Below are 14836 nucleotides of genomic sequence, written 5' to 3' on the forward strand. Positions count from 1 at the left end.
TTTTTGTGCATATCTCTCTGTGCTTGTTAGGTTATTTTATGAATAGAGTATTTAATATTTAGCATGATAAAGATATTCAAATTGACAGGCCCACTATTTGCCGTTGGGTTTGTGTCTTTTAGTTTCTTGCCACAACATGCCCAGGCCGGGTGTAGGATTGATGGTGAGCATTCTATAGGTGGATCTAGGGGACAGGTTGTTTACGACTGTTTTGTTCAATTGCCATCTAGCTTCACACTCAGCTATTCAAATCGTAAGGCGACATTAGCCTGGAAAGAGTATACGCTCACCAGCGGAGAAACCAGACATGAAGATTACTCTCTTATTCAAACATTTAATGGCAAAGAGACAGTTTTAGATCACTATCCGCCTTCAACTGGTTCTCGTGTTGTTAATTTAACAGCCAATGGTACTTATTCTTTTTGTTATAAAGCGGAAGGGGAGGCGGGCTTGGTTGGGCCTGGGTTTATTGGGCGCCCAATGACCAGAGAAACCTGCCGTGAGGTAACTGTTACCTCTACGCCTTCTACTATAAATTATCCGACTTTTGATAGTGATGGCTCATATTCCATTAGTTGGTCATCAAGTTCTGCAGCCAGTCGTTATGAGCTTGAGCGCAGTATAAATGGGGGTTCTTGGAGTAGAATTTATAATTCATCTGGCACCAAGATTAATGAAAGTGGTAAATCCAATGGAAGCTACCGATATCGCGTAAGAGCCTGTACATCCAATATGTGCAGTGATTATAAAACCGGTGGAACCCTCAAAGTAGAAAAAACCCCATCAACCCCTTCCTCTATCACTGCTCCCAGTTATACCTCCTCTAGCAGCATTAATATCAGCTGGGCTGCCAGCAGCGGGGCTACTCGCTACGAGGTACAACAACGCAAGGATAACGGCAGTTGGTCCGGCAATATTTATTCTGGTTCATCTACCAATACAACGGTTTCTTCCCTGAGCCATGGTAGTACTTACCGCTTTAGAGTGCGGGCCTGTAATACCACTTGCTCTGGCTATCGAGAAAGTAAAGATTTAGAAGTCTATTTCCGTCCTGGCGTACCAACACCTAAATTAAATACCACCACCAGCCTCGATGGTAAATATACTGTCAGCTGGAATACCAAGCAGTTTGCCACCAGTTATCAGTTGGTCGATGGCAGTGGCTCCACTCTGTACAATGGTTCTGGTTTAAGTAAGAGTTTCTCTGGTGTTAGCAATGGCTCTTATAGCTATAAGGTTCGCGCTTGTAATGCCAAGGGCACTTGCTCCAACTACTCCTCGTTAGTAACAGTTAAAGTCGATCGCGCTGTTGGTGTGCCCGTAGCCTCAGCTTCGCCAACCAACAGCTGGGATGGCAAGGTCAAGCTTAGCTGGAGCGAAGTTAAAAAAGGCGGTCTTACCGTTGAATATCAAGTGGTAGACAGTGCAAATAAGCAGCTTTATCGCGGCACTGCACGCAGCTACCAGCTGAGTAACTTGCAAGACGGGCGCCACTGCTACCGGGTGCGTGCACTGACCTCAACAGATCAGTCTAACTATTCACCGGAAGCCTGTGCCACCGTAGATTTACTACAAGCGCCAGCAGCGCCGAGCTATATCACTGTGCCTTCCTCTACCGGTGAAGCTTATACCGTGAGCTGGCCATCAGTTGCCGAAACTGATAGTTATCTGCTGCAGCAACGTATTAATAATGGCAGCTGGAAAACCGTGTATAACGGTACTGGTAATAGCTATAAATACAATGCCTCTCCATTAGTATTCGGTACGCACGATTATCGTGTACAGGCCGTGAACAAAGCGGGCTCTTCCGACTTTAGTAATACCTTCACGGTAACGATGGAGCTGGATCCCACGGTACAGATTCGCAAGCAGCTGTACTACAACGAAGCCGATCAGGTACCTGCGGCCCAGGAAAATCCTGCCCAGGGTATTTTCTCCCGGGATAGAGCGGCCTTCCGCTACCTGGACCTGATGTATATCGTTGATACCAACACCAATACGGTGATTAATCCTTATGCCAGTGGTGAAGCCACGGTTGAGTTTTCCAGCCTATATGACACTGCCGAGCGTAACCGCGCTACAGAGGTAGAAGCGTTTATTTTTGAGCAGCTCACTCATCATCCCAACAATGAAAACCTGCAACGTTTCACGCTGGATGTTTACTACGATCGCGCGGTAGCGGAAATGATCCTGGCTAATGAAGCCCTGGATAATGCCCGTATTAGCCGCCTGCGTAACGAAGCGGTAGAGGTCGAAGTTGGCCATATAGAAACTGCACACCAGTTGTTGAAGGATGCCCTGGAGCAGTACAACTCCCTGCTGACCTATGCACCGGAGTTTTTAGCACAATGGGGTCCCTCCCGTGGTCAAATTAGCCCCCGCTACTACGACCCCAACGACCTGGCACAAAAAGATGTAACCCCAGCAGAATTACTATTCACCGGTTACAAAGATGTCACCATGCTCTATCAGCTGATGAGCAAATTGGCTTCTACTAAAGTGCAGCAAGCGCGTCTGGCCGTCGTTGCCGGACAGACCAATACCACCCTGCTGGCACAAATGGTTGACGAGATGAATACGCTGCGCAGTGAGTTGATTGCTAAAGAGCAATCATTGCGTGCGATCTTCCCGAATACCGACTTTACCCAGGTGCAAGGTTTCTCTGGTCTGCCCGAAGCGGTGTATGCATGGCAAACCCATCTCAGTGATTTGGAAAACTCCGTGAGCTGGCTCACGGGCGAAACCAATATTCTGGGCCTGCCACAGGACTCAGTGTTGCTGGTACAGGGTTACGGTATCGATGGCAACACCGTGTTTGATTCCTTCAATGCACTGAGTGACTTCCTCGGTAATGACAGCAGTGGCCCTATTGCCACCGCACAGAATAGTCTCGCCGCCGCAAAAACCAGCTACGAGAACTACCGCCACAGTGCCGACAAGCTGGCAACGGAATATACTGACCGCCACCAGCAGTTGGGCAACTGGCTGTACAGCCTGTTGGGCTTGGAGTTCCCAAGTAACTGCTTCAGCAAAGACTGCATTATTGTTGAAGAGTCTGCACAGCAAGGTAGTGAAATTGCGTTGCAGGCAAACAATATCGATATCGCGCAAATCGCATTGAGCAACAACCTGCAGCGTATGGAAGACCTGCTGAGTGCGATTGAAATTGAAATCGAGCGACGTGCGGAGGAGGAAGGTATCGTCGACGGCATGTCGAAGATCATCCTGGATTACGGCTCCAAGCAGGAATCCATTTCTAAGCAAATCACCAAGATTCGTAAAGAAGCGGAGAAATCCAGAAAACGCGATGGCTTCCTGAAAGTAGTGGGTGGTGCAATTAAAGCCTACTACACCGGAGATACAAGCACGCTAGAGCAAGGTATCGATCAGGTGGTTTCTAGTCATATCAATCTCAAGAGCATTAAAGATATTGGCAAGCTAGAAGCAATGAGTATTCGCTTGGGTGCAGAAGAGCGAGCGAAGCTGAATGACAGCAGCAATAAATTGTTGGATGTCGAAAGCCGAGCGCGCGTGCGCACCATGTGGCTGGAGGCAAATACCATCGCGCTGGATATTGCCCAAGCGGAAGCTACGGTTGAGCAGGAAGTAGAACGTTTAGTCGGCATGCTGAATCAGGCACAGCGGGTTATGAACCAGATGTTCACTACTAATGCCAATCTGGCCGAACGTTATTTTGCTGACCCGATCCATGCCAGCCGCCTGACTACGGAAATGTTGCGTGCAGAGCGTCACTTTGAGGAAGCGCAGAAGTGGTTGTTCTACGCGGCCAGTGCGCTGGAATACAAGTGGCAGGAATCGTTTGTGGGTTCAGTGACTGGCTCCAGAAAGGAAGATATTTTCCACGTGCGCAATGCCCAGGAACTGAGGGATTTCTATAGTGAAATGTTGTCCTTCGATCAGTTGCGCAATCTCAGTGGCACTCAGCAGGCGACGGATACCTTCTCGCTGAAAGATGATGTGTTTGGCTATGTAGATGATATCAACGGTATTGCACAGACCTACCAACATCCAGACCCTGCCCAACAAGGTGGTCCTCGTTTAAGTCCGCAGCAAGCACTGCAGGAAAAGCTGCGCCTGTTATCGCGTAAATACGGCAGTGATACCTGGGTAACCGTGGAATTTAGTACTGTGAAAGAATTACCGCGCAGTAACTTCTTCCTGGGGCCAGTTATTGCAGACAATAACGATCTGAGTTGTTTAGCTGCAGGTGGATCTTACCTGGATAAAATTGAGACTATTGGGCTCAATATCCCCCTTGCATTTAGCGTTAGTGGTGAAACCGAAACTCCAGCCTACCTAACTTATGGCGGTACCAGCTTTTTACGTAGTAAAACACCAGGAACTCTGGTGGAGAGTGAGGATGGCGTCGGTATTCAGGATGAGTTTATTACCCATAGCACTCGATTCTGGGATACTGTTGATGGAGCCAACTTGGCTTTCCGTAATAGTTATCGGGTTCCTATGGCCGCTAATTTAGATGTACTTAATAGTGGTGCAGGTTCTAGTTCTACGGTGACTAATGTATTTAAAGAACGTAGTGTCGCCGCCACTGGCTGGCGCTTGTCGCTCAAGCTGGCAGATCGCTATGGCTCACTGGTAGACCTCAATGCGGTTAAAGATGTTGAATTGATCTTTAATCACCGCTTCAAATCAAGAAATATAGATAACTGTGGTGGCGATGATGGCCCTGGTCCATTGTTGCTACTACGTAAGCCTGTAGTTCATTAATCGCATAAATAGGTGCATCTCACATTGTGTGAGGTGCATCGTTAATCATCTTAACCTTCTTGTGCTTAAGTTTTTGTGCATATTTCGTTGTGCTTGTTAGGTTATTTTATGAATAGAGTATTTAATATTTAGCATGATAAAGATATTCAAATTGACAGGCTCACTATTTGCTGTTGGGTTTGTGTCTTTTGGTTTTTTGCCACAAAACGCACAGGCTGGATGTATAAAGGATGGTGAGCATTCTCTAGGGGTGAGAAATACTGTTTACGACTGCAGGGTAGACTTGCCAGCTAGCTTCACACTCAGCTATTCGAACCGCAAGGCGACATTAGCCTGGAAGGAGTATTCTCTATCGAGCGGAGAAATAAGAAATGAAGATAATTCCATTGTTCAAAGAGTTAGCGGAAAGGAGACCGTTTTAGATCACTATCCGCCTTTAACTGGTTCTCGTGTTGTTAATTTAACAGCCAATGGTACTTATTCCTTTTGTTTTAAGGCAGAAGGAGTTATGGGGTTAGATGGGAATGGATTTGTAGGACGTCCATTTACTAGGGAGACCTGTCGTGAGGTAACTGTTACCTCTACGCCTTCTACTATAAATTATCCGACTTTTGATAGTGATGGCTCATATTCCATTAGTTGGTCATCAAGTTCTGCAGCTAACCGCTATGAGCTATATCGCAGTATAAATGGGGGTTCTTGGAGTAGAATTTATAATTCATCTGGCACCCAGTTTAATGAAACTGGTAAATCCAATGGAAGCTACCGATATCGCGTAAGAGCCTGTACATCCAATATGTGCAGTGATTATAAAACCGGTGGGACCCTCAAAGTAGAGAAAACACCATCAACCCCATCCTCTATCACTGTTCCCAGTTATACCTCCTCTAGCAGCGTTAACATCAGCTGGGCTGCCAGCAGCGGGGCTACTCGCTACGAGGTACAACAGCGCAAGGATAACGGCAGTTGGTCCGGCAATATTTATTCTGGTTCATCTACCAGTACAACGGTTTCTTCCCTGAGCCATGGTAGTACTTACCGCTTTAGAGTACGGGCCTGTAATACCACTTGTTCTGGCTATCGAGAAAGTAAAGATTTAGAAGTCTATTTCCGTCCTGGCGTACCAACACCTAAATTAAATACCACCACCAGCCTCGATGGTAAATATACTGTCAGCTGGAATACCAAGCAGTTTGCCACCAGTTATCAGTTGGTCGATGGCAGTGGCTCCACTCTGTACAATGGTTCTGGTTTAAGTAAGAGTTTCTCTGGTGTTAGCAATGGCTCTTATAGCTATAAGGTTCGCGCTTGTAATGCCAAGGGCACTTGCTCCAACTACTCCTCGTTAGTAACAGTTAAAGTCGATCGCGCTGTTGGTGTGCCCGTAGCCTCAGCTTCGCCAACCAACAGCTGGGATGGCAAGGTCAAGCTTAGCTGGAGCGAAGTTAAAAAAGGCGGTCTTACCGTTGAATATCAAGTGGTAGATAGTGCAAATAAGCAGCTTTATCGCGGCACTGCACGCAGCTACCAGCTGAGTAACTTGCAAGACGGGCGCCACTGCTACCGGGTGCGTGCACTGACCTCAACAGATCAGTCTAACTATTCACCGGAAGCCTGTGCCACCGTAGATTTACTACAAGCGCCAGCAGCGCCGAGCTATATCACTGTGCCTTCCTCTACCGGTGAAGCTTATACCGTGAGCTGGCCATCAGTTGCCGAAACTGATAGTTATCTGCTGCAGCAACGTATTAATAATGGCAGCTGGAAAACCGTGTATAACGGTACTGGTAATAGCTATAAATACAATGCCTCTCCATTAGTATTCGGTACGCACGATTATCGTGTACAGGCCGTGAACAAAGCGGGCTCTTCCGACTTTAGTAATACCTTCACGGTAACGATGGAGCTGGATCCCACGGTACAGATTCGCAAGCAGCTGTACTACAACGAAGCCGATCAGGTACCTGCGGCCCAGGAAAATCCTGCCCAGGGTATTTTCTCCCGGGATAGAGCGGCCTTCCGCTACCTGGACCTGATGTATATCGTTGATACCAACACCAATACGGTGATTAATCCTTATGCCAGTGGTGAAGCCACGGTTGAGTTTTCCAGCCTATATGACACTGCCGAGCGTAACCGCGCTACAGAGGTAGAAGCGTTTATTTTTGAGCAGCTCACTCATCATCCCAACAATGAAAACCTGCAACGTTTCACGCTGGATGTTTACTACGATCGCGCGGTAGCGGAAATGATCCTGGCTAATGAAGCCCTGGATAATGCCCGTATTAGCCGCCTGCGTAACGAAGCGGTAGAGGTCGAAGTTGGCCATATAGAAACTGCACACCAGTTGTTGAAGGATGCCCTGGAGCAGTACAACTCCCTGCTGACCTATGCACCGGAGTTTTTAGCACAATGGGGTCCCTCCCGTGGTCAAATTAGCCCCCGCTACTACGACCCCAACGACCTGGCACAAAAAGATGTAACCCCAGCAGAATTACTATTCACCGGTTACAAAGATGTCACCATGCTCTATCAGCTGATGAGCAAATTGGCTTCTACTAAAGTGCAGCAAGCGCGTCTGGCCGTCGTTGCCGGACAGACCAATACCACCCTGCTGGCACAAATGGTTGACGAGATGAATACGCTGCGCAGTGAGTTGATTGCTAAAGAGCAATCATTGCGTGCGATCTTCCCGAATACCGACTTTACCCAGGTGCAAGGTTTCTCTGGTCTGCCCGAAGCGGTGTATGCATGGCAAACCCATCTCAGTGATTTGGAAAACTCCGTGAGCTGGCTCACGGGCGAAACCAATATTCTGGGCCTGCCACAGGACTCAGTGTTGCTGGTACAGGGTTACGGTATCGATGGCAACACCGTGTTTGATTCCTTCAATGCACTGAGTGACTTCCTCGGTAATGACAGCAGTGGCCCTATTGCCACTGCACAGAATAGTCTCGCCGCCGCAAAAACCAGCTACGAGAACTACCGCCACAGTGCCGACAAGCTGGCCACGGAATATACCGACCGCCACCAGCAGTTGGGCAACTGGCTGTACAGCCTGTTGGGCTTGGAGTTCCCAAGTAACTGCTTTGCCGAGGACTGTGTGATTGTCACGGAGGATGCGCAGAACGGTAGTGAAATTTCTCTGCAGGCGAACAATATCGATATTGCGGAAATTGCACTGAGCAACAACCTGCAGCGTATGGAAGACCTGCTGAGTGCGATTGAAATCGAAATCGAGCGACGCGCGGAGGAAGAGGGTATCGTCGACGGCATGTCGAAGATCATCCTGGATTACGGCTCTAAGCAGGTTTCAATTAAGCAGCAGATTGCCAAAATTCGCAAAAAGGCGGAACAGTCTAGAAAGCGGGGTAGCCTGTTTAAAGGGATTGTGAAGTCGGTAGCAGCTATCGTGAGTCAAAACTGGGCTCAACTAGCGCAAACGGTAAAAGAAACCGCAGAAACCGTTGCTGAGCACAACCGCAATATAAAAACGATTAAAGATATTGGTAAATTGGAGGCAGAGAGCGCCCGCCTAGCGGCGGAAGAACGCGCGACCTTAAACGACAGCTCAAATAGACTACTGGGTGTGGAGAGTAAGGCTCGCGTGCGCACTATGTGGCTGGAAGCAAATATCATTGCGCTGGATATTGCCCAAGCGGAAGCTACGGTTGAGCAGGAAGTGGAACGTTTGACTGGCATGCTGAATCAGGCACAACGGGTTATGAACCAGATGTTCACTACTAACGCCAATCTGGCTGAGCGTTATTTTGCCGACCCGATCCATGCCAGCCGCCTGACGACTGAAGTACTGCGTGCGGAGCGTTATTTTGAAGAAGCACAGAAGTGGTTGTTCTACGCGGCCAGTGCACTGGAATACAAGTGGCAAGAATCTTTTGTGGGGTCAGTCACTGGCTTCAGAAAGGAAAGTATTTTCCGTTTGCGCAATGCGCAGGAACTGAGGGATTTTTATAGTGAAATGTTGTCTTTTGATCAGTTACGTAATCTCAGTGGCACTCAACAGGCGACGGACACCTTCTCTCTAAAGGACGATGTGTTCGGCTATGTGGATAATATCAACGGTATTGCACAGACCTACGTTCATCCGGATCCTGCTCAACAAGGTGGCCCGCGCTTAAGCCCGCAGCAAGCTTTGCAGGAAAAGCTGCGCCTGTTGTCGCGTAAATACGGCAGTGATACCTGGGTAACCGTGGAATTTAGTACTGTGAAAGAATTACCGCGCAGTAACTTCTTCCTGGGGCCAGTTATTGCAGGTAATAACGATCTGAGTTGTTTAGCTGCAGGTGGGTCTTATCTGGATAAAATTGAGACTATTGGGCTCAATATTCCCTTGCTGCACAGTGTTAGTGCTGAAACAGAAACTCCGGCCTACCTAACCTATGGTGGCACTAGCTTCCTGCGCAGTAAAACGCCGGGAACCTTGATGGAGAGTGCGGATAGTGTAGGTATCCAGAATGAATTTATTACCCATACCCCGCGTTTCTGGGATACCGTTGATGGAGCAAATCTATCATTCCGCAACAGTTTTCGAGTGCCAATGGCTGCAAATCTCGATGTGTTTAATAGCGGTGCAGCTTCCGTTTCTACAGTGACCAGAGCTTTTAAAGAGCGCAGTGTTGCCGCCAGTGGTTGGCGCTTATCACTCAAGTTGGCAGATCGTTATGGCTCATTAGTAGATCTCAATGCCGTTAAAGATGTTGAGTTGATCTTCAATCATCGCTTCAAGTCGAGAAATATAGATACTTGTGATGACGATGATGATGTTGGCCCACTGTTGCTACTTCGCAAACCCGTGATCCAGTAATTTTGAAAAATCAATGCACCTCACATGAGTGAGGTGCATTAATATGAGTCAATGTGGTCTATGTGAGGCGGAAATTAATTTCTTATTTTTTAGGGTGATAAGCTTTATTTTGTTGATTTGTTGATTTGTTGATTTGTTGATTTGTTGATTTGTTTGATTTGCTAGTTGTTTAGGTGCGCTTTCTGGTTTCTCTTTCTGGCACTATGTTAATTGGTTTTTTATGTGTGAGGGGGGGGTAATCTAGGTGGGTTTTTGAAATTTACAGATTATTTGTTTTGTTGGTTTTTTGATTTTACTTCAGGGCGCGTAGCGGTGATGTGCGGTTTTGAAGTTGGTGGCATGCACAAGATTGGCTGTGATTGGTTTCAAATTTTTTGGGCTGTGGATAAAGAGTTTTTCTTAAGGTTTATAGGTTTGGGGTTGTGATAAATGGAAGTGATACCGTTTCTAAGGTTTATGAGTCCAATTTTTTCAATTGGACTTTTGTTGATTATTTTTTTTCCGCAAAGCGTTCGAGCAGAATGTTCACTGGAGGAGTATTTTGTCGGGCAGAATACAGTCTTTGAAATCACTTGTAATCCAAGTTTGCCGTCAAGCTTTTCGTTAAGCTATTCAGATCGTAAGGCAAGTTTAGCGTGGAGTGGTAATCTTCCAAAAATGCTAAGACAAGAAAACTCTCTTGTGCAAAGATTTGGGGGAAAGGAGTCTGTTCTAGATAGCAACCCACCTTTTACAGGTTCTAGGACTGTCAGTTTGACAGGTAATGGTGTTTATTCTTTTTGCTATAAAGCGAAAGGACAAAAGGGCTTTGTTTCAGAAGGTCGGGTTGAAACTGCAGAAATATGCCGTAGTGTAGCTCTCACTGCTACTCCTGCAGCAATTAATTATCCGACTTTTGATAGCGATGGTTCATATTCCATTAGTTGGTCATCAAGTTCTACAGCCATTCGTTATGAGCTTGAGCGCAGTATAAATGGGGGTTCTTGGATTAGAATTTATAATTCATCTGGCACCAAGTTTAATGAAACTGGTAAATCCAATGGAAGCTACCGATATCGCGTAAGAGCCTGTACATCCAATATGTGCAGTGATTATAAAACCGGTGGAACCCTCAAAGTAGAGAAAACGCCATCAACCCCATCTTCTCTCACTGTTCCCAGTTATACCTCCTCTAGCAGCGTTAACATCAGCTGGGCTGCCAGCAGCACAGCTACACGGTATGAACTGCAACAGAGCAGGGATAACGGCAGTTGGTCAGGCGTTTACTCAGGCCCTGCAACCAGTAAAACTGATTCCTTCTTGGTTCATGGCAGTACCTATCGATACAGAGTACGCGCCTGTAATACCACGTGCTCTAGCTATGTGGAAAGTGGCAACTTGCAAGTTTATATTCGCCCAGGCGAACCGTCGCCAAAATTAAATCCGGGCACCAGCCTCGATGGTAAATATGAGCTTAGTTGGGACGCTGAGCAGTTTGCCACCAGCTACCAGGTTGTAGATGGCAATGGCTCCTCTGTTTACAATGGTTCTGACCTGAGCAAGAGTTTTACTGACATTAGCAATGGTACCTACAGCTATAAGGTGCGCGCTTGTAATGTTAAAGGCACCTGCTCCAACTACTCTTCACCGGTCAGCGTTATAGTGGATCGTGTTGTTGGTATACCGGTGCTGTCTGCAGCACCCACTAGTAGCTGGGATGGCAAAGTAAAATTAAGCTGGACAGAAATTAATAAAGGTGGTCTCACCGTTGAATATCAAGTGGTAGACAGTGCAAATAAGCAGCTTTATCGCGGCACTGCACGCAGCTACCAGCTGAGCAACTTGCAAGACGGGCGCCACTGCTACCGGGTGCGTGCACTGACCTCAACAGATCAGTCCAACTATTCACCGGAAGCCTGCGCCACCGTAGCGTTGCTGAAGCCACCCGTAGCACCTAGTTATATCACCGTACCTTCCTCTACTGGCGAAGCGTATACCGTAAGCTGGCCATCAGTTGCCGAAACTGATAGTTATCTGCTGCAGCAACGTATGAATAATGGCAGCTGGAAAACCGTGTATAACGGTGCTGGCAACAGCTATAAATACAATGCCTCTCCATTAGTATTCGGTACGCACGATTATCGTGTACAGGCCGCGAACAAAGCGGGCTCTTCCGACTTTAGTAATACCTTCACGGTAACGATGGAGCTGGATCCCACGGTACAGATTCGCAAGCAGCTGTACTACAACGAAGCCGATCAGGTACCTGCGGCCCAGGAAAATCCTGCCCAGGGTATTTTCTCCCGGGATAGAGCCGCCTTCCGCTACCTGGACCTGATGTATATCGTTGATACCAACACCAATACGGTGATCAACCCCTATGCCAGTGGTGAAGCCACGGTTGAGTTTTCCAGCCTATATGACACTGCCGAGCGTAACCGTGCCACAGATGTGGAAGCGTTTATTTTTGAGCAGCTCACTCATCATCCCAACAATGAAAACCTGCAACGTTTCACGCTGGATGTTTACTACGATCGCGCGGTAGCGGAAATGATCCTGGCTAATGAAGCCCTGGATAATGCCCGTATTAGCCGCCTGCGTAACGAAGCGGTAGAGGTCGAAGTTGGCCATATAGAAACTGCACACCAGTTGTTGAAGGATGCCCTGGAGCAGTACAACTCCCTGCTGATCTATGCACCGGAGTTTTTAGCACAATGGGGTCCCTCCCGTGGTCAAATTAGCCCCCGCTACTACGACCCCAACGACCTGGCACAAAAAGATGTAACCCCAGCAGAATTACTATTCACCGGTTACAAAGATGTCACCATGCTCTATCAGCTGATGAGCAAATTGGCTTCTACTAAAGTGCAGCAAGCGCGTCTGGCCGTCGTTGCCGGACAGACCAATACCACCCTGCTGGCACAAATGGTTGACGAGATGAATACGCTGCGCAGTGAGTTGATTGCTAAAGAGCAATCATTGCGTGCGATCTTCCCGAATACCGACTTTACCCAGGTGCAAGGTTTCTCTGGTCTGCCCGAAGCGGTGTATGCATGGCAAACCCATCTCAGTGATTTGGAAAACTCCGTGAGCTGGCTCACGGGCGAAACCAATATTCTGGGCCTGCCACAGGACTCAGTGTTGCTGGTACAGGGTTACGGTATCGATGGCAACACCGTGTTTGATTCCTTCAATGCACTGAGTGACTTCCTCGGTAATGACAGCAGTGGCCCTATTGCCACCGCACAGAATAGTCTCGCCGCCGCAAGAACCAGCTACGAGAACTACCGCCACAGTGCCGACAAGCTGGCCACGGAATATACCGACCGCCACCAGCAGTTGGGCAACTGGCTGTACAGCCTGTTGGGCCTGGATTTTCCGAGTAACTGCTTTAGCAAAGACTGCATTATTGTTGAAGAGTCTGCACAGCAGGGTAGTGAAATTGCCTTGCAGGCAAACAATATTGAGCTTGCGCAAATTGCACTGAGCAATAACTTGCAGCGCATGGATGACCTGCTGAGTGCGATTGAAATCGAAATCGAGCGACGTGCGGAGGAGGAAGGTATCGTCGACGGCATGTCGAAGATCATCCTGGATTACGGCTCCAAGCAGGAATCCATTTCTAAGCAAATCACCAAGATTCGTAAAGAAGCGGAGAAATCCAGGAAACGCGATGGTTTCCTGAAAGTAATAGGCGGTGCAATCAAAGCATTCTACCTAAAGGATTCAGGCCTGTTGGAGCAAGGTATTGATCAGGTGGTTTCTAGTCATATCAATCTCAGAAGTATTAAAGAAATTGGTAAGCTGGAAGCAATGAGCATTCGCTTGGGCGCTGAAGAGCGAGCTGAACTGAATGACAGCAGCAATAAATTGTTGGATGTCGAAAGCCGAGCGCGCGTGCGTACCATGTGGCTGGAAGCAAATACCATCGCGCTGGATATTGCCCAAGCGGAAGCTACGGTTGAGCAGGAAGTAGAACGTTTAGTCGGCATGCTGAATCAGGCACAGCGGGTTATGAACCAGATGTTCACTACTAATGCCAATCTGGCCGAACGTTATTTTGCTGACCCGATCCATGCCAGCCGCCTGACTACGGAAATGTTGCGTGCGGAGCGTCACTTTGAAGAAGCGCAGAAGTGGTTGTTCTATGCAGCTAGTGCGCTGGAATACAAGTGGCAGGAGTTATTTGTGGGTTCAGTGACTGGTTCTAGAAAGGAAGATATCTTCCGATTACGCAATGCCCAGGAACTGAGGGATTTCTACAGTGAAATGCTGGCTTTTGATCAGTTAGGTAGCCTTAACGGGACTCAGCAGGCGACGGATACCTTCTCACTGAAAGATGATGTGTTTGGTTATGTAGATGATATCAACGGTATTGCACAGACCTACGTCCATCCGGATCCTGCTCAACAAGGTGGTCCTCGTTTAAGCCCGCAGCAAGCTTTGCAGGAAAAGCTGCGCCTGTTGTCGCGTAAATATGGCAGTGATACCTGGGTAACCGTGGAATTTAGTACTGTGAAAGAATTACCGCGCAGTAACTTCTTCCTGGGGCCGGTTATTGCGGGTAATGGAGATCTCGCCTGCTTGGCAGCCGGCGGTAATTACCTGGATAAAATCGAAACTGTAGGACTTAATATTCCTCTGCTACACAGCGTCAGTGGTGAAACAGAAACTCCGGCCTACCTAACTTATGGTGGTACCAGCTTCTTGCGCAGTAAAACTCCTGGAACCCTGGTGGAAAATGGGGACAGTGTTGGTATTCAGGACGAATTTATCACCCATACACCTCGATTCTGGGATACTACTGATAGAACTAATCTGGCCTTCCGCAGTAGCTACCGTGTCTCTATGACTGCGAACTTGGATGCGTTTAATAGTGGCACAGGTTCCAGCTCTTCAATGACTAGCGTCTTTAAAGAGCGTAGTGTCGCCGCTACTGGCTGGCGCTTGTCAATTAAATTGGCAGATCGCTTTGGTTCGCTGGTGGATCTCAACGCGGTTAAAGATGTTGAGCTGATCTTTAACCATCGTTTCAAATCGAGAAATATAGATACCTGTGATGACGATGGCGATACTGGCCCATTGTTACTACTGCGCGAGCCGGTAGTCCATTAACTCTCTTTTTTAATGCCTAATAATTAGAGTATTAATTCGGCAACCGAGCAGTAATCATACTGCTGGGTTGCCGTCTTTATTGAAGATTATTTTTTACAGCATGACTCACGCTGGAGTCTATCGATAAATACTACGAGTCTTTAAAGTGTTTTTTGAGGAAACACTGAT

4 protein-coding genes are annotated in these 14836 nt (G+C 47.6%); all 4 read left to right on the forward strand.

Annotated elements, in window-relative coordinates:
* Nucleotides 1-81: 81 nt before the first annotated feature.
* The 4 genes from ACJJIV_RS13645 to ACJJIV_RS13660 all read left to right on the forward strand — a co-directional run bounded on the left by ACJJIV_RS13645 (nucleotide 82) and on the right by ACJJIV_RS13660 (nucleotide 14668).
* The gene (locus ACJJIV_RS13645) at nucleotides 82-4749 is read left to right on the forward strand and encodes a fibronectin type III domain-containing protein (RefSeq protein WP_444889301.1); all 4668 of its coding nucleotides are present in this window, start codon (nucleotides 82-84) and stop codon (nucleotides 4747-4749) included.
* 508 nt (nucleotides 4750-5257) lie between these two features.
* Nucleotides 5258-9574: a fibronectin type III domain-containing protein gene (locus tag ACJJIV_RS13650; protein ID WP_444889302.1), complete on the forward strand. Its 4317-nt coding sequence runs from the start codon at nucleotides 5258-5260 to the stop codon at nucleotides 9572-9574.
* Between the two features lie 252 nt (nucleotides 9575-9826).
* Nucleotides 9827-10000 carry a hypothetical protein gene (locus ACJJIV_RS13655; RefSeq protein WP_444889303.1) on the forward strand — a complete coding sequence of 58 codons (174 nt, stop codon included), beginning with the start codon at nucleotides 9827-9829 and terminating at the stop codon, nucleotides 9998-10000.
* A 327-nt stretch (nucleotides 10001-10327) separates the two neighbouring features.
* The gene (locus ACJJIV_RS13660) at nucleotides 10328-14668 is read left to right on the forward strand and encodes a fibronectin type III domain-containing protein (protein ID WP_444889304.1); all 4341 of its coding nucleotides are present in this window, start codon (nucleotides 10328-10330) and stop codon (nucleotides 14666-14668) included.
* Nucleotides 14669-14836 lie beyond the last annotated feature (168 nt).

It is taken from the genome of Microbulbifer mixtoriginis (SeqCode) (assembly GCF_052466765.1).